This window comes from Nostoc sp. FACHB-152 (assembly GCF_014697475.1).
Taxonomy (GTDB): Bacteria; Cyanobacteriota; Cyanobacteriia; order Cyanobacteriales; family Nostocaceae; genus Nostoc_B.
In genome coordinates, this window is sequence record NZ_JACJRV010000016.1 from 15,365 (window position 1) to 35,811 (window position 20,447).

Annotated in this window: 17 protein-coding genes; 5 read left to right on the top strand and 12 right to left on the bottom strand. The window is 41.2% G+C overall.

Translation table 11 applies throughout. The annotated features are described in order from the left end of the window. The first annotated feature begins 193 nt into the window (after positions 1-193). Positions 194-1,246, top strand: coding sequence for an aromatic ring-hydroxylating dioxygenase subunit alpha (locus tag H6G76_RS14680; protein WP_190701620.1), 1,053 nt, complete (start codon positions 194-196; stop codon positions 1,244-1,246). 256 nt (positions 1,247-1,502) lie between these two features. On the opposite strand, the gene H6G76_RS14685 is transcribed toward H6G76_RS14680, so the two are convergent. Then, positions 1,503-2,180 carry a hypothetical protein gene (locus H6G76_RS14685; protein ID WP_190701623.1) on the bottom strand — a complete coding sequence of 226 codons (678 nt, stop codon included), beginning with the start codon at positions 2,178-2,180 and terminating at the stop codon, positions 1,503-1,505. A gap of 92 nt (positions 2,181-2,272) precedes the next feature. After that, on the bottom strand, positions 2,273-4,249 hold the full coding sequence (locus H6G76_RS14690; RefSeq protein ID WP_190701626.1) for a heavy metal translocating P-type ATPase: 1,977 nt from the start codon (positions 4,247-4,249) through the stop codon (positions 2,273-2,275). A gap of 244 nt (positions 4,250-4,493) precedes the next feature. Between H6G76_RS14690 and H6G76_RS14695 the strand changes: the two genes are divergently transcribed. Next, entirely contained in the window at positions 4,494-5,828 is a 1,335-nt protein-coding gene (locus tag H6G76_RS14695) for an Nramp family divalent metal transporter (protein WP_190701629.1), read from the top strand. Positions 5,829-5,887: 59 nt separating this feature from the next. Continuing rightward, positions 5,888-6,556, top strand: coding sequence for a tetratricopeptide repeat protein (locus tag H6G76_RS14700; RefSeq protein WP_190701632.1), 669 nt, complete (start codon positions 5,888-5,890; stop codon positions 6,554-6,556). Here the strand turns inward: H6G76_RS14700 and H6G76_RS14705 are convergent. Further along, positions 6,553-7,716, bottom strand: a complete 1,164-nt coding sequence (locus H6G76_RS14705; RefSeq protein ID WP_242056398.1) for a hypothetical protein — start codon at positions 7,714-7,716, stop codon at positions 6,553-6,555. The two genes, H6G76_RS14700 and H6G76_RS14705, sit on opposite strands and share 4 nt — an antisense overlap. 188 nt (positions 7,717-7,904) lie before the next feature. Next, complete coding sequence (locus H6G76_RS14710; RefSeq protein WP_190701635.1) at positions 7,905-8,096, bottom strand: CbtB-domain containing protein; 192 nt, start codon at positions 8,094-8,096, stop codon at positions 7,905-7,907. A gap of 474 nt (positions 8,097-8,570) precedes the next feature. Between H6G76_RS14710 and H6G76_RS14715 the strand changes: the two genes are divergently transcribed. Beyond that, a complete protein-coding gene (locus H6G76_RS14715) occupies positions 8,571-8,954 on the top strand; it encodes a hypothetical protein (protein WP_190701637.1) in 384 nt (127 codons plus the stop codon). 356 nt (positions 8,955-9,310) lie between these two features. Here H6G76_RS14715 and H6G76_RS14720 read toward each other — a convergent pair whose 3' ends face one another. The 8 genes from H6G76_RS14720 to der form a co-directional block, all read right to left on the bottom strand. Then, positions 9,311-11,983, bottom strand: coding sequence for an RNA helicase (locus H6G76_RS14720; protein WP_190701638.1), 2,673 nt, complete (start codon positions 11,981-11,983; stop codon positions 9,311-9,313). A 146-nt stretch (positions 11,984-12,129) separates the two neighbouring features. Further along, positions 12,130-12,942, bottom strand: a complete 813-nt coding sequence (gene proC / locus H6G76_RS14725) for a pyrroline-5-carboxylate reductase (RefSeq protein ID WP_190701640.1) — start codon at positions 12,940-12,942, stop codon at positions 12,130-12,132. A 93-nt stretch (positions 12,943-13,035) separates the two neighbouring features. Next, entirely contained in the window at positions 13,036-13,632 is a 597-nt protein-coding gene (locus H6G76_RS14730; protein ID WP_190701643.1) for a cell division protein SepF, read from the bottom strand. Between the two features lie 364 nt (positions 13,633-13,996). Next, positions 13,997-14,665 carry a YggS family pyridoxal phosphate-dependent enzyme gene (locus tag H6G76_RS14735; protein WP_190701646.1) on the bottom strand — a complete coding sequence of 223 codons (669 nt, stop codon included), beginning with the start codon at positions 14,663-14,665 and terminating at the stop codon, positions 13,997-13,999. Next, positions 14,662-14,940, bottom strand: a complete 279-nt coding sequence (gene pipX / locus H6G76_RS14740) for a transcriptional coactivator PipX (protein ID WP_190701648.1) — start codon at positions 14,938-14,940, stop codon at positions 14,662-14,664. The genes H6G76_RS14735 and pipX overlap by 4 nt, the downstream gene beginning before the upstream one ends. A 476-nt stretch (positions 14,941-15,416) precedes the next feature. Further along, a complete protein-coding gene (locus H6G76_RS14745) occupies positions 15,417-16,970 on the bottom strand; it encodes an anthranilate synthase component I (RefSeq protein ID WP_190701833.1) in 1,554 nt (517 codons plus the stop codon). A gap of 14 nt (positions 16,971-16,984) precedes the next feature. Then, entirely contained in the window at positions 16,985-17,902 is a 918-nt protein-coding gene (locus H6G76_RS14750) for an energy-coupling factor transporter transmembrane protein EcfT (RefSeq protein ID WP_190701651.1), read from the bottom strand. A 67-nt stretch (positions 17,903-17,969) separates the two neighbouring features. Further along, positions 17,970-19,331: a ribosome biogenesis GTPase Der gene (gene der / locus H6G76_RS14755; protein ID WP_190701654.1), complete on the bottom strand. Its 1,362-nt coding sequence runs from the start codon at positions 19,329-19,331 to the stop codon at positions 17,970-17,972. 141 nt (positions 19,332-19,472) lie between these two features. Here der and H6G76_RS14760 point away from each other — a divergent pair, with 141 nt between their 5' ends. Beyond that, positions 19,473-20,339, top strand: a complete 867-nt coding sequence (locus H6G76_RS14760) for a metallophosphoesterase (protein WP_242056399.1) — start codon at positions 19,473-19,475, stop codon at positions 20,337-20,339. Positions 20,340-20,447 lie beyond the last annotated feature (108 nt).

A 20,447-nucleotide genomic window follows, 5' to 3' on the forward strand; every position in this document is an offset into this window, starting at 1 on the left:
TGATACAAGCTTATAGTAATTAGGCAAAATTTTAACTTTATAATTAATTATATATATAAAAAGTTGATGAGAACAACATTTTAACTGGTACTGAAAATAACTGTTTTAATGAAATTAACATGATATCTCTAGAGGAACCGCTTCACTTTTAGTGAAATTGGAAAATTCCTGTTAACTCGCAGAGTTTATTTCGATGCGTAAACCTAAAACTTTTAATAACCCAGAGCGTTTCGTTGAGGGCTGGTATTGGGTAATGCCATCTCAAAATCTGCGAATAGGTGAGGTAAAACCTGTTACTATTTTAGGCAGAAATCTAGTAATTTATCGTGGTAAAGATAAAAGAGTTGTTATTTGTGATGCCTACTGTCCACATATGGGTGCTCACCTAGCTGAAGGCCAAGTTGAGGGTAATGAAATACGTTGTTTTTTCCATCATTGGAAATTTGATGAACAAGGAGTCTGCACTGATATTCCTTGTTTAACAGAATCTATCCCGGTGAAATTAAAAACTTGGCCTACAGCCGAAAAGTATAAGATGATTTGGGTTTGGACTGGGGAAAATCCGCAGCAACCGATACCATTTGTTCCTGAGTTAGAATTTGAAGAATATGAAAGTTTAATCGGCCCTCGCATTATAACTAATTGTCACCCGAATGTTGTAATGATCAATCCTATTGATGCACAACATTTTTCTACAGTTCATCAACTACCAGGAGATTTTTTCTTTGAAAAAGTAGAAATCTATCAAAATGCTCTGATGTTCAACAATTATACTCGTGGTAACGAAGAGACATTTTTCGGAAAATTAATTCATTTATTCAATAACAATAATATTTACCAAATCTGCTATTGGAATGGCAGTACATTTACATTAACATTTGGATCTGATTTTATACATTTACACATTATGGTAACCTTGCATTTACTTAAAGCTGGTAAATGTGAAACTCAGCTAATATTTATCACTAAAAAACGTCGCGGAATTGTTGGTAAGGTATTAAATCGATGGGTGCTGTGGTTGACTAGTCTCTTCGCTGGGTACTTTGTTAAAGGTGATGCTAAGGTTTTGCAGACAATTCGGTTTGATTTTAAAACACCTATCAAAGCAGATCAAGCAATTATCCAGTTTATTAACTATATTGAAAAGCAAAAACCGCTAATGTGGGAAACTTGGCAGTTAGCGCGATCGCGCGAGGTTGAACCCAAAGAAAACAACAAATGGCGCGAGGATTTAACTAACGATTAAGTAAGACAAAAAAGTAAAAAGTTAACACCTACTTTCTACTTTTTATTTTATAGTTGATGGCTTAAATAAAAAGAAGTGGCAAACAAAGCCACTTCATCATTCCCAGGTAGAACCTAAAAATGAGTATAGCGATTATAAAAATCGAAAATGGTATAAAACAACACTAATTAATTTGATATTCGAGTTTTACTTCGGATATTAGTTAGAAAATTTCAATTTCTACTCATGTGCTAACTCAAGGTTTTACAGCTGAATGCTACTGACCTGGGTCAAGTGAGACAATCACCTCTGACACCCTAATTCCTAGAGGTTTCCAGTGGGGGTCGGTAGAAGAAAATGTGCTGTCGCCTAAAACTGCACGATAGTCTCTGGGGTATTTTTGCCCTGCGTTGGGTGCAGCATCCACGCGCAGGATAAGTTTACCTTGATAGCGGGATAGTCGGCTGCTTTCTAGCAAAATAGTACCACCGTAGTCCCAAGCCAGTCCAAAAAGTTTAAAATTACCTAATTTTTGGCGTAACTCACTCCACCTAGTACCAACACCAATACCTTCACGCGTTTTCCAAGCAGTGCCTAAGTTACGCACATCGAGAGGTTTAGTACGAGTGTTATCACTCCACACTACCAAAAGCGATCGCTCTTTACCCAAATTTACCTGAGTAGCAGCAAAACTACCGATTCCTTCCGCCCCAGAAATGGTTTTATCGACTAAGCGAGATGCACCAAATAGCTTAATTAAATCTTGTTTAGTAGTTGTGCGTTTAATTGGCCCTACACGTTCACCTGGCACAATTAAGTTATCTGTTAACTGTTGTGATTTAGCAACCGTGAGGCGGTGAGAGTTGTTTTGCGGTATTGCAATGGCTGGGGTTGCTGAATAGCTAATCAACAAAGCTAACGCAGCTGTTGTAATTTTCTTGATTGGTAAATTCACTGTAATTCTCGGTTGAGTAGTAGGAGTAAAAGTGACGACTCCTATTACCTACAGTTCCCTATTACCAATTCCTAAATTCTCAATTACAGATTTTATTTCATTACCCTAGTGGCGTTAAAAATAGCTAGTAATGCTACACCAACATCAGCAAAGACAGCTTCCCACATTGTTGCTACGCCTAAAATACCCAAGCCAATAAATGCAGTTTTAATTGCTAAAGCAAAACTAATATTTTGCCAAACAATTGTACGGGTTTTTCTGGCAATTTGAATTGCTGTTGCTACTTTGGAGGGCGCATCTGTCATGATGACTATATCGGCAGTTTCTATGGCTGCATCTGAGCCTAAACCACCCATTGCCATACCTACATCGGCTCTAGCAATTACAGGTGCATCGTTAATACCATCACCGATGAAGGCTACTTTACCATGTTTACTGTTGTTACTAAGTAACTTTTCAATTGCACTGACTTTTTCTTCTGGTAATAACTCTGCAATATAGGAATCTATGCCCAGTTGTTGAGAAATTCGAGAAGCGATCGCCTGATTATCTCCTGTTAACATGACTGTTTTCTCTACACCCATCCGTTTGAGTGCTAGAATCGCTTCTTTAGCATCCGCTTTTAACTCATCAGCAATAATAATATATCCAGCGTAAATATTATCTACTGCTAAATGCACAACTGTGCCTTCTACGTTGCAGGTATTATGGATAATATTCTCTTTATGTAGTAGGCGATCGCTTCCCGCTAATACTAGTTTATTTCCTACCTTTGCCCTAATTCCATGTCCTGCGATTTCTTCATAATCTTTGATTTCTGTTATCTCAAAACTATCACCGTATGCTTCTCGAATTGATTGAGCGATCGGATGATTAGAATGGGATTCTACTTTTGCGGATAGTTCCAGAATTTCTTGTTCATTATAACCATTGAATGGAACGATTTTTATTACTTTAAATACTCCTTTAGTTAAAGTGCCTGTTTTATCAAAAACCACTGTTTTGACTGTGGTTAAAGTATCCAAAAACATGGAACTTTTAATTAAAATACCCCGTTTTGCAGCACCACCAATCCCACCAAAATATCCTAAAGGTATACTAATTACCAGTCCACAAGGGCAAGATATCACTAATAATATTAAAGCCCGATAAACCCATTCTGAAGAAGTAGCACCTGGAATAAGTAAAGGTGGTAATATCGCTACTGCTAGAGATATAAAAACCACTACTGGCGTATAATAACGAGCAAATTTTGTAATAAATTTCTCTGTTGCTGCTTTCTTACTTCTGGCATTTTGTACCAAGTCTAAAATTTTGGCGATGGAAGACTCATTAAATAGTTTTATAACTCTAATTTTAATTAATCCAACTTGATTGATTGTCCCAGCTAATACCCTATCTCCTACCCTAACTGTTTGTGGTACAGATTCTCCCGTTAAAGCAGATGTATCAATCTGGGAAGTTCCTGAGATAATTTCACCATCTAAAGGAATTTTTTCTCCAGGTTTAATAACAACAATTTCTCCAATTTTGACTGTTTCTGGAGATACTTTATTTAATTTATCTTCTGTCTCCACATTGGCATAATCTGGACGTACCTCTAATAAAGCTTTAATAGAGTTGCGAGAACGACTAATGGCTGTATCCTGAAATAATTCGCCAATTTTGTAAAACAACATCACACCCACAGCTTCAGGTAATTTATGAATTGCTAAAGCACCAAGTGTTGCGATTGTCATTAAAAATGTTTCATCAAAAATTCTGCCTTTGAGTATATTGCGTCCGGCTATTGTTAAAACACTCCAGCCACTAAGAAGATAGGCAGGAATAAAAATTAGATATTCACCAATAGCGTAAGGTGTATTATGCAGTTGCTGCTCAAAAACTAATCCAGTTATATACAATATGCCAATCAAAGCTAGAGAAAATATTTCATTTTTCAGGATAAATTCTCCCCCGTGGTCATGGTTATGATTATCATCATGATCGTGATTATGATTATCATGATGCTGATGTTCATGATCGTGATTGCAACAACTGGAATGCGTTGAATGTGTTTTATGCTGCATTTTGTTAAAATCCCATCTATTTAATGTATGAGCATATATTCAAATTTATTAGAAAGCAATATTTTATGCAAGCTAAAATTTTAAGAAAGAGAATCTTTATCAAACGATATTTTAGATATGTTATTGAATTTGCTGATAAACTTTCCGTCAATATGAATATTTGCAAATTTAACTTAGGAAAGATGTATGTATCTTAGTCTTTTATAAAATTATGAAAAGATTATGATAAATTGAGTCCAAACGAATGCCATTTTCGGATAATTCGGCTAAAAAGCCTAGCCTACCTGAAGTCCACCGCAGTATTAAAGTCCCGCATACCAAAAGTTTCTGGCGTAAGATTTTGGCATATGCAGGGCCAGGATACCTAGTTTCTGTAGGATATATAGATCCTGGGAATTGGGCGACTGATTTAGCTGGCGGGGCTAAATTTGGCTATGCACTGCTAACAGTAATTATGCTGTCTAACTTGATGGCGATTTTAATGCAGTCGCTGTGTGTGCGGTTGGGGGTAGCGACTGGGAAAGATTTAGCCCAAGCTTGTCGGGATTACTTTAGTCCGCGTGTCAGCTTTTGTTTATGGTTAATGTGTGAGATTGCGATCGCTGCTTGTGATTTAGCAGAAGTTTTAGGTAGTGCGATCGCGCTACAATTACTTTTTGGCATTCCTCTGAGTTGGGGTGTGTGCATCACGGCATTAGATGTAATTGTATTGTTACTACTACAAAATAAAGGCTTTCGTTATACAGAAGCCTTAGTAATTATGTTAGTAGCAACTGTGGGCATTTGTTTTGCAGCAGAAATTATCTTTTCACGTCCTGACTGGGGCGGAATTTTATTAGGTTATGCCCCTAAAGTAGAGATTTTGCAAAATCCAGAAATGCTGTACATTGCCATTGGCATTTTAGGGGCAACAGTCATGCCACACAATTTATATTTGCACTCCTCAATTGTCCAAACGCGAGATTGGCAACCAACAACAGAAAAACGATGGGAAGCTATTAAATTTGCCACGATAGATTCTACCTTGGCATTGTGTTTTGCCTTGTTTATAAATTCAGCAATATTAATTGTGGCAGCCGCAACGTTTCATTTTTCAGGACATCAAGATGTCGCAGAAATTCAAGATGCTTATAAATTACTTTCTCCTGTGTTGGGGGTGAATGCAGCTAGTGCAATTTTTGGTTTAGCATTGTTAGCTTCTGGACAAAGTTCAACCCTCACCGCCACTTTAGCAGGGCAAATTGTCATGGAAGGCTTTTTAAATTTACGTATGAAACCTTGGTTACGTAGATTAGTCACCAGACTAATTGCAATTGTCCCGGCTTTGATTTCTATTATGTTTTTTGGTGAAAAAAGTACTAGTAGCTTATTAATTTTTAGTCAAGTAATTTTAAGTTTACAGTTATCATTTGCGGTAGTACCGTTAGTAATGTTTACCAGTAATCGCCGCTTAATGGGTGAATTTGTTAATCCTTGGTGGTTGAAAGTTTTATCATGGTTAGTAGCGATCGCAATTGTTAGTTTAAATGCTTGGCTGCTCTTAAAAACTCTTTCTGCTTTGTTGCTTGGGAGTTTTTAGTTAAAATGGTGCAATAGGAGCAATCCTAACTCGTGCTGCAAGTGTGAAGGGGTCAAATTATGAACCATATCCAGCAAAAAATTGCAGTCTTAGGAATCACAATCTTGTTTGGCGTAACACCTGCGGTTGTATATGCAAAAACACCAAGCAACCAAACGAAGTTTCAGGAATATTATCAACAAGGGGTACAAAAGCTAGAACAAGGGAATTTTAAGGCGGCAATTGTAAATTTTGATCAAGTAGTACAGCAGAATCCTGACTTCTACGAAGGCTTTTGTTTGCGAGGTTTAGCTAAATCGCAAATCGGAGACTTACAAGCAGCAATTACCGACTTTAACCAAGCACTAAAACTTAATCCTAACCATGTAGATGCTTACAATAGTCGGGGAATAGTTCATGTCCAATTAGGAAATCTGCAAAAAGCAATAGCAGATTTTAACACTACACTCAAAATTGATCCCCAATCTGTAGATGCTTATTACAATCGGGGATTAGCTTACTTTCAACAAAAAAATCCTCAAGCAGCCATTTCTGACTTTAACCAAGCAATTAGCTTAAATCCTAATTTAGCTGATGCTTACGGCAATCGCGGGCTGTCCAAGAATGCTTTAGGAGATCAGCGTAGCGCGATCGCGGATTTACAGCAAGCCGCAACACTTTTTCGCCAGCAAGGAGACACCGTAAGCTATCAACAAACACAAACCTTAATTCAGCAGGTTCAACGTTAGTATTGCAGTCTAAGTTTCTGTTTTAGCTGCAATCCTACTAACAAACCGACAATAATAATCCCTGTCAGGTAAGCCAAAACAATTAACCTAATTGACAAAGGTGGCGCAACTCCTTCCACATCGACATTTTTTTGCACCCGCACAGGTGAAAATTGCCGTGATGCATTTGGCTGCGGCGAAACTTCTACCTGAATGTTGTGGGGTGCGCCATCAAAAAATTGCTGTTCCCAAGAGAGTTTTCCGGTTGCATCTGGGATACCTTGGTAAGCAAAAGGAACCCAGCCATCTTCTAAGGCTGTAGTCTTAATATTTAACAAGACATCTGAAACAGGCTGCTTGGTTTTTTGGTCGAGGACTTGTACTTGTAATTTAGCAGGTTCGCCAACTGTAGCACTGTTATCTCCCAACAGTTGCACTTCTAAACCCTGTTGGCGAACAATGCCATAGTTATCAGTTTCGGGTTCAGCCGCCGATGTATGGTGATCTGCGGCTGAATCAGCAGCTGTATGATGGTGATGATCTCCGTGCGATGTCTGCGATTGTGCCATTTCTGCACTCAGGTTAACTGCCAATAAAGCAACAATTGCCACAGCAGCAGCACCACTCAACAGCAATCTTACTCGTTGAGGTGCAATTTCTCCTGGTTGAGTTTCTTGCCGTCCACCAATTACCCAGCCACCACCTAAGCCAACCAGCAACAGAATTACAGCGAGAATCGCAAAATTGCGGTATTTAACCCCATTTTCAGGAACTGACAGGTTGAGGTTTTGTTTAATTGGGGTAAAAGCATTGGGCGTTATCGGGGTAACATTCACTTGTAGCTGGTAATTACCTCGAATTGGTAATATTTGTTGGAATTGCAGTTGACCTTTAGGCGCGATCGCTTCTATATCTAATAGCTTGGTTCCTTCTACTATGGGAAAGTCTGTCGTAAACCAAGGATTTTTAGGAGGAGTGAAAATTTTTAAATTAACTTTGGCATTTTCTAATGCTTTGCCTGTTGCATCTACCGCTTGCAGTGTCAGTTTTACCGGAGATTGAAGTGTACTAGCTTCTGCCTCAAAGGGTATTATTTTGTTAATAGGAGGTTCAGTAGTTATGCGTACATTTGGTTGGGGTGACTGAGAAAAGCCAACTGAGTTATAAAACCCGATACTCATCAAACAAACTACAAAACTGACGAGTAGATAAAACCTTAATTTTCTGATTTGAAGCATATATTTTAAAGAGGCTAGAGTAGTTCCTCTAGCCCTAGCGATCGCAATAATTTTGATATATTTTGCAGATGATGGGGAGAATAGTTTAAATTTCTTATCTCCCTGACCATCGGTTTATACAATCAAGGCTACTAGTGACAACCTACTAGCAAAGTATGGTGACGTACAGAGTGTACGCGATCGTGAATAGCTGGATTAGTAGTAAAATAAACAGTCCAAAGTGTTAAAGCACATAAAGAAACGAACAAGGTTGCTTGTACAGGTGTGGATATAGCCACACTTGCTGTCTTTTTCAAAACTGAAGGATGGGCTTGAGTAGTCATCAAATACCTCGGATGAATATGAAACATTTAACCTATCGGTCAAGATTTTAGCTAAGAGTAGCTGTAACTGTTTTACAGTTGTAATCCTTTAGTTTAGGATTAAACTTTACTCATAGCTTCTAGTGGCAGTTATCCACTAAAACCGATTATTAAGCAGATAACACAAGATATTAGATTTTACCACCGTGCAATCCTGTAAATTCATGTTTTGTTGTAGACATAATTCTTGTACTATTGAACAAAATTGATTGAGATTGTGATTATTCTATTTAATGGATTCATCATTCAATATCCAATTACTTATAAATTTCTTATAAATGGAGAAAAAAGCCGGATAACCCTGTTGAATTGTCAAAAAAAGCTTAATTAAGCTAAAAATAACATTAATTTTGAATATTGCTGATGAACACCGACTTGACCAGTAAAAGGGAATCGGATAGGCTTGGCAACTATATATGATTAATTAGGAGACCTATGAACAAGAAATTAATACTTAATTTGTTTTCTAGTTCGGCGATTTTTACTTCTCTGATGTCTACGTTGGCAATCATCAACCCAGCCCATGCTAACGTTAACCTGACCCAGCGATTAATTCATACAAATGACGGTCGTACCTGTATCACAAATCCCCACGGGCTGAAGGATTTTGTCTGTATTCGAGATAGTGAAAGAGATCCTAAGGCTGCGCCTCCACCAAAATCTATGGTCGTTTCATCAAGGCCATCTGACAACAACATTGCACAGCTAGATTTTACTGATGAGGAAAGTGATGCTGCAATTAGAATCTTTAAGTGCGATTGTCCTTATTGCATCAATTCTTTGCGGCAATTACGAGGTACTGGCAACTTAGTTTACTAAGAGATTGATGAAATATCTCTATCCAATCGAAAACCAAAAAAAGCATTTTTAACCACAATCGATGACTGATACAGGACAAATTTATATCTATCTTCAGGGGGTTTGTAGTAACACAACTGCAAACCCCCTGATTTATTTAAGACAGTTATCAGTTATCAGTTATCAGTCCTGAAAGCGTATGGTGGGGGATAAAGAAGCGCCCTAACGGGTTCGTCACTTGCTTCACTTGGGGAGACCCCAAGACCGCAGTGACTCACCACCAACGCCTTCCACCAATTGGTGTGGTGTTTTCGCCAAGGATTTGACTGATAACTGTTTACTGTTCACTGTTAAATGTAAATTTGCCTTTTGTCAGCTTATTCAACCACTTCATTCACCGGGAATCTATCAATTAATTGCATTGCACGGTAGGCATTGCGCTGCAAAACTTCTGGTAAATGGGGAACATGGGGAATTTGGGATAATAAATCCAAAGTCCGGCGTAAAATCCTGACTACATCACCCTCATCTAAGCTGGTGTTACTGCAAAGTTCTGTCCATTCCATGCCCAAAGCCCACTTTTCTACAAGCGCAATTAACTCAAATTCCAACCAAATAGGTAATGCTACGTTATACCGTCGTTGCAGTTGGAACATTTGGCGACGAATTCCTCGTAGTTTTGCCAAAGCTTCTGCTACTTGTTCACTCAAGTCAAAATTGACTTTACTATCTGGACGTGGGGTTTCTGTTACTAAAGCCGCGATCGCAGCTGCTAAGTGGTGCGGGTCTAATTGGTTGAGTTCACCACTGGCAAAAACTAAACCCAGCCACAATTCATTTTCTCCACGAATAGCGGCAGCAATTCGACCTAGTTCGGTTGGGACTAAGTTATCCAAACAGCCAAAATGTTGCAAAATCTCAATTAAATTGAGAAATTCCTCCCAATGGCGTTGTGATTGTTGTTCGACTTGGCTTTGCAGTTCTTCGAGTTCGGCTTCGAGTTCGATATAGCGTGCTTTGCGTTTGAAAATATTGCCAGCATTACCTGATTGATGCAACGGATGATTTTCTAACTGTTCTTGGACTGCGGTAACGCGACTGAGTTGTTCTGCGACTTCTGGTGGCAGATTCAAAGATTCAGTTTCGTCAGGAATAAGTTTTGCGATCGCAGCTGATTGTTCATTCCCCCGGCGCGACTGTCCTGGTTTAAAGGGCATTTCTGGCGGTGGCAAAATATCTGCTGGCACGTCAATGCGGGGCAATTGGGCATACAAATTGACGACATCCGCCGTCGTGGCTACATACCAACGGTTATCTTGCCCTAAACATATTAAGTATGGTGCTTGACCTGAGCCAGGGCTTTTGCCAACTAATACTGCTGGTACAGGTGTAGACACTGTAATATTTTTCCCTTTCAGGCTTAACAGTGTCCCAGAGACAGCAAAGCCCAACATCATGAACAATTCCTCTTGACGGTCATCTTGGGCTTGTTCTTGCAGCGTTTTCAATAACTGGCGTTCAACTTTCAGCCGTTGTCGCAATTTCTCATAAACAGCGATTTCGTTTTCGTCTACGGCGGCAATTTGTTCTCCTAGTTGGGTTAGTTGGGCTTGTAATTCCGCTATTTCGTCATATTCTGGCTTGAGGTGCAAGTTGGCTATATACTGCCCAAAACTGCGTTCTACAAGTTCTCTGGCTTGTTCTATGGTGTGAGTTTGCAGCAAGTTCAGCACCATACCGTAGCTAGGTGTAAACTGGCTGACTAGGGGATCTGGTTTAGATGTTGCCAGATACGCTGCTTCTTTAGAACCTTCAAAGGGAGTTTGGACTGTCACCACATGACCTTGTTTATCCATCCCTCGCCGCCCAGCCCGACCTGCCATTTGCAGAAACTCGGAAGCGTTCAATAGGCGATGTCCAGTATCGGTACGCTTGGAAAGGGTGGAAATAACTGTTGTCCTGGCAGGCATATTAATCCCTGCGGCTAAGGTTTCAGTGGCGAATACCACCTTAATTAATCCCTGCTGGAATAATTCTTCGACTAGCACCTTCCAAGCAGGTAAAATTCCGGCATGGTGGGCAGCAATTCCGCGATAAAGGGGGGCAATTTGTCCAGAACGCCCGGCTTCGGGGTTACGGTTTAAGAAATCATCGATTTGCTCGCGCAATATTTGTGACTCTTCGCCATTCACTAGCCATAAATCACCTACTTCTGCCACGGCTTTATCGCATCCCCGACGGCTGAAGATAAAGTAAATTGCGGGCAGCATATCCCGTTGTTGTAGCTGGCTCAAGGTATAGATGATGCCAGGGGCTTCTGGTCTGCCATTTTTGCCTTTATCCCCTTGCCCTTTTTTGTGTTTCTTAACTAGGCGGGGATTAATCTTAGTTTTACTTTCATTTAATAGGGGAAACAAACCTTTGGGATTGCAGTAGTGAAATTCCAAGGGTACTGGCCGAAAATCAGAATAAATCAGGTCTGTGGGGCCGTGGACGTGATTTAACCAATCTGTTAGTTGTTCGCTATTATCAACTGTGGCAGAGAGGGCTACTAGTTGCACTTCACGGGGACAGTAGATGATTGATTCTTCCCACACTGTACCTCGCTGGCGATCGTTCATGTAGTGGCACTCATCTAATACCACTGCTTCTACGTCCACTAAAGAAGTACCGACTTGCCCGATGGGTGTGCCATAGAGCATATTGCGGAAAATTTCTGTGGTCATCACCAGAATCGGCGCATCTCTATTAATAGAGGCATCTCCTGTTAACAGTCCCACCAAGTCGGGGCCGAATTTTTCTCGAAAGTCACGTAATTTTTGATTCGACAGAGCTTTGAGGGGTGTGGTGTAGAATACGCGCTTGCCACGGGATAAAGCGCGATAAATAGCGTACTCTCCTACCAAGGTTTTGCCCGAACCTGTGGGCGCACACACGACTACGGAGCGTCCAGCATTAAGGGACGCGATCGCATCTTTCTGAAACTGATCCAGATCAAAGGGAAATATCAACCCTAAATTAAGTTCTGGAGACGCTGCGGGATAATTCACTCAATCACTTTTGCAACCAGACTGTTTACTATATTAACGGGTCTTTTGTCAACTTCGTCATCGGAAATAGGGAATAGGGCATAGGCAATAGGCAATAGGCATTATTTTTTACTTTCCCAACTCCCTATTCACCAATCCCTACTCCCCTATTTCCCCAATTCGTGCGATCGCATTGTAGCCGCTTTGACTGCTTCAATTAAAGCAGAACGAAAACCTGCTTTTTCTAGTTGGCTAATGCCAGCAATGGTTGTGCCGCCAGGACTGGTAACTCTATCTTTTAGTTCTGCTGGGTGCATTTTGCTCTCGTGCAGTAGTTGTGCTGTTCCTAAAACTGTTTGTAGGGCGAGTTGATTGGCTATACTTCTGGATAAACCTGCGGCGACTCCGCCATCGGCTAGGGCTTCTACTAGGATTGATACATAAGCCGGGCCGCTACCGGATAGTCCTGTGACAGCATCCATCAAGCTTTCAGAAACTTCAACAACTTCCCCCACTGCCGAAAATAATTGTTGGGCGATTTGCTGGTGTTTGGTGGTGGTATAAGCACCTAAACATATGGCTGTCATCCCAGCCCCGACGGTGGCGGGGGTATTAGGCATGGCTCTAATTACTGGTAATTGGGGAAACGCTGCTTCTAGCTGATGTAAAGACACTCCCGCCAAAATTGAGATTACTAAAGGAGAGTGTTCTTTCAGAATGATATCTGCTAATTCTTGAGCGATCGCACTAAATACCTGCGGCTTAACAGCTAAAAATATCACTTCTTGAGCTTGCTGAAATACCAAGCTGTTATCTGTCGTCACAGTCACATCGTATTGCTGCTGTAAAAAAGCCTGACGCGCTGATTGGGGTTCGCTAACTATAACTTCTGAAGGTTGGTAGATACCACGCGCAATAAGGCGGGATAACAGTGCTTCTCCCATTACCCCGCCTCCAATTAAGCCAAATTTTATGGTCATTTGTTACTTGTCATTAGTCCTTGTCATTAATCATTTGTATTTTAGGACGAATAACAAAGGACAAAGGACAATGGACTAACAACAAATGTAAATTTACTGTGCCATCCGGTTAGGTTCATTACCCCAGTTTGGTGTTGCAGTCGGGGCGGTACGTACAGGACGCGCTGGTGGTTGTGGAACTTCGTGAATAACTCCACCTTGAGTGCTGACTTGCACACAGCTTGGCGTAAACAAAAAGATGCTTTCGCCAATTCGCTCTTGGTGTCCATCTAGGGCATAAGTTCCACCAGCAACAAAATCAACTGCTCTTTGAGCTTGATCTGGATCCATAATTGTCAGGTTGAGAACTACTGACTTCCGCTCACGCAAGGCTTGAATTGCCTGGGGCATTTCTTCAAATGTACGAGGCTCAAGTACTAATACTTCCGAAATCCCGTTCACTGCTCCTGGCATACCAATTACGTTCCCCATTGTAGACTTTGATCCTGTTGCTACATCTTCACCCATTGTAGACATGGGTTCGCGCCAACGTCGATTTTGTGTAGTGGCTTCGGCGGGTGCAGGTTGAGGATTTTCTTGTTGGTACAGATTTTGGTAGTTATCTGTATCTGGTTCTTCTTCGTAATATTCGTACTCTACCTGCTCGTTCAACCCCACGAAGTCCCGAAGTTTGGAAAAAATATTGTTCATTGGTACGCTCCTGATGCAAATTACCTTTATCGACTTAGCGATGATGCTGATGTAGCCATCTGAGATCGCTACAAAGGTCAGACAGTTTTTGTAATCTTATCGCTGTTTGTAGCTTCTATTACAATTACGAGTAATAAACTGACGCTTATGTAAACGCCTGTACAATAACCTAGATACAATAATGAGTCAAGATTATATCCCAAACATTTCCGGATATAAAGTTTAATACCAGGTTTCTTTGATTATTCTTTATTTTTTTTAATATTATTTTTGGTGCCGTATTGTACCTCTAAACGAGGAAAATTGACTGCATTCCCTACTTAGAGGCTCGGCTACCAGTACCTAGCAATTACTATTTGAGAATTTAATAGCGATCGCCGAATAATATAGTTCCTAATCTAACCATAGTAGCCCCAGCTTGTACAGCTAGGTGATAGTCACTTGACATACCCATCGATAAATGCTGTAATTTAAGGTTTTGCCAATTTTGTAATTGAATTTCTTTGGCTAAGTCACGAGTGCTATTAAATACATCAACAATTTCCGCATCATCCAAACCAAGCGGCGGAATTGTCATCAAACCTTGAAATTGTAAAAATTTACACTCGTTTAGTTCCGCCAAGTCAGCCATTAATTCGGGAACACTCCAACCAGACTTACTAGGATCGGGGAGTATTTTGACTTGTAGGCACACATTAGGGCTAACTCCTAGCTGCTGGGCTAATTGGTTTAAACGCTGTGCCAGTTTCAAATTATCTACCGAGTGAATCCACTCAAATAGTTCTAGGGCTTTTTTGGCTTTGTTGCTTTGCAAATGCCCAATCAAGTGCCAAGTGATATCAGATAAGTCTTGTAACTGTTCCTGCTTAAGAGCGGCTTCTTGAATGCGACTTTCACCAAAATCACGAAGTCCGGCATTATAAGCTAGGCGAATCACCTCAGCCGGAACTTGCTTACTGACAGCAATTAACCTGACTGAGGGAGGCAGAGAGGCGCGAATAGAGGCAATACGTTCGTCAATCGAACTAATCATTGGAAGGTGCGTTGGAAAACACTCTGAAGCTGATCGTACTCCTGAGATTGACCATTACGGCGTAGGGTACGCAAACGATTTTCTAACATCATTCTGGCCTCAGTCCGCCCAATGGATTGAAACTTAATACCTTTAACGTCGTTTGTGACCAGAAAAAATAAGCGTTGGGCATAAAGTGTAGTGAACAGATCTTGGTTTTCGTCAACCAAACAAATCCGATAAAGCAAGCCCCAATTTGGATGATTTATGTAAATTTCTGAAGTTTCTGAAGTCATTTAGGAGTCAAGGTAGGAGTATGTATATTTTGTCTTAGTAAAAAATAAACATTCAGACGATGATAATGCCTTTTCGTCAGAATATTTAGACAATACTAAGTGAAGTTGTGTAACTTTTTGCCCTTTTTAGCATTGATGAAGTCATGAATCGAATGCTTTTTGAGCAGATGAAGCTAAAAGTTAGGAAGGATAAACGCACAAGAGATTTGATTTGTCTGAGGTAACATCAAAAAGTCTCTGCTTTCTGTTTGGCTTTGCCTTGACAAAGGTATTTACCCTGCAAAATTTTCACCACGCACAGCTGACTCTCAGATTAAAACTGACGCTGGCTTCTCTCCATGTTGCCATAATTCTGGCTTGGTGGCGCAAAATTGCTAACGATGGATTGATATGCTGAATATATGAGACATCACACAGACAACACATCAAATTTGGAAACCAGGCAGCACTGAAGCCTATTGCCTGTTGCCTGTTGCCTATTGCCTATTGCCTATTTCATGATTCAGCAGTTTTAAGGCTGCTAGTTGTGCCTGAGCTTTGTGCAGAGATTCATACCATTCTCTTTCGGGATCACTGTCAGCGACAATGCCTGCACCCACTTGTCCCCAAACGGTATTGATTGGGGAGTTGGGAGTTGGGAGTTGGGAGTTGGGAGTAAGATATTCTTCCCTTGCATCCCCTGCACCCCTGCACCCCTGCACCCCTGCTTGAGAAGTAGGAGCCAACAATAGGGTACGAATCAAGATATTCAAGTCCAAGTTACCGCGCCAGTCTAAATAGCCACAGGAACCGTAAAATAGGCTACGTCTTACAGGTTCAAGTTCTTCGATGATTTCCATGCACCGGACTTTTGGACACCCTGTGATTGTGCCGCCAGGGAACATGGCACGAATCAAATCAACGGCGTTTTTGCCAGATTGTAAGTTACCTTGAACGTTGCTCACAAGATGCATAACGTGACTATAACGCTCAATTGTGAGTAATTCATCGACTTTGACTGTACCCCATTCACAAACTCTCCCTAAATCATTGCGTTCTAAATCGACCAACATGATATGTTCTGCGCGTTCTTTAGTATTGCTGAGTAGTTCTTGTGCCAGTTGATGATCTTGTTCTGGAGTCGCACCACGCGATCGCGTTCCGGCGATTGGTCGAGTCTGTGCCTCCTGATTTTCTAACAGTACCAACCTTTCTGGCGAACAGCTAACTACTTCACCCCAGGGAGTCCGCCAATAGCTGGCAAAAGGCGAAGGATTGATTTTTTGTAATGCTTGGTAAATCGACCAGCCAGAAGCCGATGTAGAGGCGGAAAATCGCAAAGAAAGATTCGCCTGAAAAATGTCTCCAGCCTGAATATATTTTTTGGCACGATTGACTGATGTTTCATAATCTGACTGCGATGTGAAGAACTCAGGGGCAGAACTGATGGGTGTATGTTGTGAGGAGGTAACTTGGTAGAGTGAATTCCCTGAATTTTTTTCTTCTAAAAGAATTTTTAACCTATCTACATCATCAATGTCACTAGCTGCTAGCCAAAGAATTTGATCTACATGATCTAAAACAGCAAATGAGTCTGGTTCATACCAAAAAGCTACGGGGAAGGGTAAGGTATCAGATTTGGCAAAAGGTAGCTGTTCAATTTCCCAAGCTGCGTCATAACCAAGCCACCCTAGCCAACCGCCGGTGAAGGGGAGGTGTGGAGGAGGCAGGGGAGCAGGGGGGCAGGGGAGCAGGGGGGCAGGGGAGCAGGGATGGTTTTCTGCTTGTTTCTTCTGTAGTAACTCTTCTAAAAAGGGGAGAATTTGGCCTAAAGTAGGTGTCCACATCTGCGGTACGCCATCGATGATGCGGGGTGTGCCTGCACAGATGGAATAGCGGCTGAGTTGAGGTTGATCAGTAGGTGTGGGGTAAGGACTTTCTAGAAGGGTGGCGATTTTTGATGGTGTGTTTGTGAGAAATAAGGCAGCGAAAATTTCTGAGCCTGTACGATTTTCTAAGGGAAGCGATCGCCAATACCAAGGCTTGGTTATCATAAATTCAAAGCTTAAAATTGATTACCTAAAACTAGGCGCACACCCCAGAATAAAGTTAAAGTGGCGATCGCTAACCAATCCCATTTTTTCAGCCGTAATTCATGCCACTGCACTTTGTGTTCGTGGGGACTGGTAAAACCGCGCACCATCATGGCATTAGCCATTTGTTCCGCCCGTAATAGTAGATTTTCTAACAGTCTTTCTGCGATTATCATCCAAACTTTGACGGCGCCTTTTAACCCTAATTTTTTCCAATTAATCGCCCTTGTCATGACAGAACGAATGAGATTTTGTATTTCTTCTAAGACAAGGGGAATAAACCGCAACGATAAAGTTAGAGTTAGGGTAATTTCAGTTACAGGTATTTTAAACCTACGTAGTGGCTGCATGATGCTTTCAAACGCAGCAGTAATTTCTTCTGGTGCGGTTGTAAGTAAATATAAGTTAGTGCTGTAAATTACAGTGAACAAAATTGTACTCAGCCGCACTGCCAAATCTAAAGAACGACGAGTTACTTTGACTGGGCCTTGATGAAATAGGACGTAAGAGTATTTATCCTTACTAGGAAATATGATATTAGGAGCAGGGGGCGGGGTGCGCTGGGTTAAAACTTGTTCGTTGCCTGGCAGACGCGGCTGATAATTGATCCCCAAACCATCAGGACTGATAGCTGCAATTAATAATACTAAAAACGACAGTGTTAATAGCCAGCCCATCTGCTGTTGCCAGACTCGTCGGGGAATTCTAGCAACTAATGTAAAAATAATTAGCAATGCAACTAACAAAACACGCCATTGATTGTTGGCAAAGCTATAGCTTGTCAAAAAACTCATCAACCAAAAAAACTTGACACGCGGATCTAATTTATGTAGCCAAGTTTGCGGTTGTTCTAAATATAGTCCTAGTGGTAGCGATCGCAGTAAATCCATAATTTAGTCATTAGTCATTTATCATTAGTCATTAGACAAAGAACAAATGACTAATGACCAGCAATTATTACACGCGAGTTGCGCGGTTAACATTGCCACTTTCCACATCGCGGACTTTCTTACTCCGCCAGAGTAAGCGAATGGGTGTACCCTTAAACCCTAGCTGTTGCCGGAATTGTCTTTCAATATAGCGGCGGTAGTTGTCGTTGAAGCGTTTGGCTTCGTTCACAAACAGGGCAATTGTCGGGGGTTGGGTGGTTACTTGTGTACCATAATAAATTTTGCCCTGACGACCACCGCGTGAAGTTGGTGGTGAGTGCCATCTGACAGCTTCTTCTAAGACTTCATTAATTACCGATGTACTAACACGGCGTTTATGTTCTGCTGCTGCTTCAACGACTAACTCTAAAATCTTTTCTACCCGTTGTCCTGTTAAAGCACTTACAAAGATGGTAGAAGCCCAATCTGTAAAATGTAACCGTTCTTGCAGAGTTTTTTCGTAATCGTAGATAGTGTGAGAGTCTTTCTCAATCGCATCCCATTTATTTACTACAACGATGCAAGCGCGACCTTCTTCGATAATCCGCCCAGCTAATTTTTGGTCTTGCTCGGTAACGCCGTCAAGGGCATCTATGACTAATAACACTACGTCAGCCCGACGAATTGCTTTAAAGGCACGGTTAATACTAAAGAATTCTGTCCCGTATTCGATGCTTTTCTTTTTGCGAATCCCCGCAGTGTCAATCAGTCGGTATTGTTGCCCATCCCTTTCGATTGAGGTATCGATCGCATCGCGGGTTGTACCAGAAATAGGGCTAACAATGGCTCTTTCTTCACCCACGAAGGCATTTAACAAACTTGATTTTCCGACATTTGGCCGACCAATGATCGCCACTTTAATTTCGTTTGTTTCTGGTACTTCTGATACCGGCGGAATGTATTGAATTAACTCGTCGAGTAATTCTCCTGTACCGTTGCCATGAATTGCCGAAATCGGGTATGGTTCTCCTAACCCTAATTCCCAAAACTCGGCAGCTTGAATTATGCCTTGGTCTGGTGATTCACACTTATTCACAGCCAGCAGCACTGGTACTGGTTGTTGACGCAACCACTCAGCAATTTCTTCATCAGCTGAGTTTGGGCCTGTTTGACCATTCACCACAAAAATCGCTGCACTGGCTTCTGCTAAGGCTGCTAATGCTTGTTGGCGAATTAGGGGTAAAAATTCGGTGTCATCGTTAAAGACTAAACCACCTGTATCTACCACTAAAAACTCGCGATCGCTCCAATAAGCGGGCAGATAAGTGCGATCGCGGGTCACACCTGGCTCATCGTGGACAATCGCCGTTTGTTCCCCGGCGAGACGATTAACCAGGGTGGATTTGCCGACATTTGGCCGGCCGATAATTGCAACAATTGGCAGTCCCATAAAACCAGGCGTAGAGAAACAGATACTATATCACATTTCTTCATTTTAGCGACTTTAAGACTCTCTTTGATTTTATTTAATTAGAGAAAATTAACCACCAAATTTTTAGAAAGTAGCTCTCACGTCGAAGGAGATGATGCCTTGAGAACTCGTAAATGGTTGAGAAAAGCCAGCAGATCAGCCTTTCGATGTATGGGATTGTGCATTTTGCTAGGCTTTGGTACTTTACTATACGCTAAGTTGATAGAACCAAATTGGATTGAAATCAATTCTTTACAACTGAAATTACCAAACCTGGCATCAGAATTTAATGGTTATCGCATTGTGCAAATTAGCGATATTCACCGAGATAGATGGATGAGTACTCGGCGTTTGCAGCGAATAGTACGATTAGTTAATCAACAAAAACCCGACTTAGTAGCAATTACAGGAGATTTAGTTACTCGGAACTTACCACACTTAATTCCTTCGCTGACTGTTTCTTTAACTCACCTCACACCCAAAGATAAGACTGTAGCAGTATTGGGCAATCATGACCACGAAAATGATACACAAAAGATTATCGAAGCACTACAAAAAAGTAATATTGTCCACCTTGGTAATGCTGTTTACACCCTAAAACGGGGTAATGCCATGCTGCATATTGCTGGTGTAGATGATGTGCAAATGGGTAAAAGTCGCATAGATTTAGTTATGCAGCAGCTACCCAAAGAAGGCGCAGCAATATTGTTAGCACACGAACCAGATTTTGCAACTATCAGTGCGGCTACAGGGCGGTTTGATTTGCAACTATCAGGACATTCACACGGCGGACAGGTACGTTTACCGTTTATCGAACCGCCAATTCTGCCACCGTGGGGAAAAAAATATTATTTAGGACAATATCAAATAGGGAATATGTTTTTATATACCAACCGAGGCTTAGGAATGACAGGTTTGCATCTGCGGTTGTTTGCTCGTCCTGAGATTACGGTGTTTACTTTAGTTGCACCAGGGGCTAAGGGTTAGAGGTTATACCATTTCACATCTATGGCGATATACATAAATTTTGTAGAGACGCGATATATCGCGTCTCTACAAGATCCGTATACACATCAGATTTTTCCTGAAATGATA

What these genes read in the sequence shown, in the direction of transcription:
- H6G76_RS14710 (WP_190701635.1), bottom strand. Translation starts at nt 8,096, where the DNA reads ATGACTACTCAAGCCCATCCTTCAGTTTTGAAAAAGACAGCAAGTGTG.
- H6G76_RS14705 (WP_242056398.1), bottom strand. Translation starts at nt 7,716, where the DNA reads ATGAGTATCGGGTTTTATAACTCAGTTGGCTTTTCTCAGTCACCCCAA.
- H6G76_RS14695 (WP_190701629.1), top strand. Translation starts at nt 4,494, where the DNA reads ATGCCATTTTCGGATAATTCGGCTAAAAAGCCTAGCCTACCTGAAGTC.
- H6G76_RS14680 (WP_190701620.1), top strand. Translation starts at nt 194, where the DNA reads ATGCGTAAACCTAAAACTTTTAATAACCCAGAGCGTTTCGTTGAGGGC.
- H6G76_RS14715 (WP_190701637.1), top strand. Translation starts at nt 8,571, where the DNA reads ATGAACAAGAAATTAATACTTAATTTGTTTTCTAGTTCGGCGATTTTT.
- der (WP_190701654.1), bottom strand. Translation starts at nt 19,331, where the DNA reads ATGGGACTGCCAATTGTTGCAATTATCGGCCGGCCAAATGTCGGCAAA.
- H6G76_RS14730 (WP_190701643.1), bottom strand. Translation starts at nt 13,632, where the DNA reads ATGAACAATATTTTTTCCAAACTTCGGGACTTCGTGGGGTTGAACGAG.
- H6G76_RS14690 (WP_190701626.1), bottom strand. Translation starts at nt 4,249, where the DNA reads ATGCAGCATAAAACACATTCAACGCATTCCAGTTGTTGCAATCACGAT.
- pipX (WP_190701648.1), bottom strand. Translation starts at nt 14,940, where the DNA reads ATGACTTCAGAAACTTCAGAAATTTACATAAATCATCCAAATTGGGGC.
- H6G76_RS14735 (WP_190701646.1), bottom strand. Translation starts at nt 14,665, where the DNA reads ATGATTAGTTCGATTGACGAACGTATTGCCTCTATTCGCGCCTCTCTG.
- proC (WP_190701640.1), bottom strand. Translation starts at nt 12,942, where the DNA reads ATGACCATAAAATTTGGCTTAATTGGAGGCGGGGTAATGGGAGAAGCA.
- H6G76_RS14750 (WP_190701651.1), bottom strand. Translation starts at nt 17,902, where the DNA reads ATGGATTTACTGCGATCGCTACCACTAGGACTATATTTAGAACAACCG.
- H6G76_RS14700 (WP_190701632.1), top strand. Translation starts at nt 5,888, where the DNA reads ATGAACCATATCCAGCAAAAAATTGCAGTCTTAGGAATCACAATCTTG.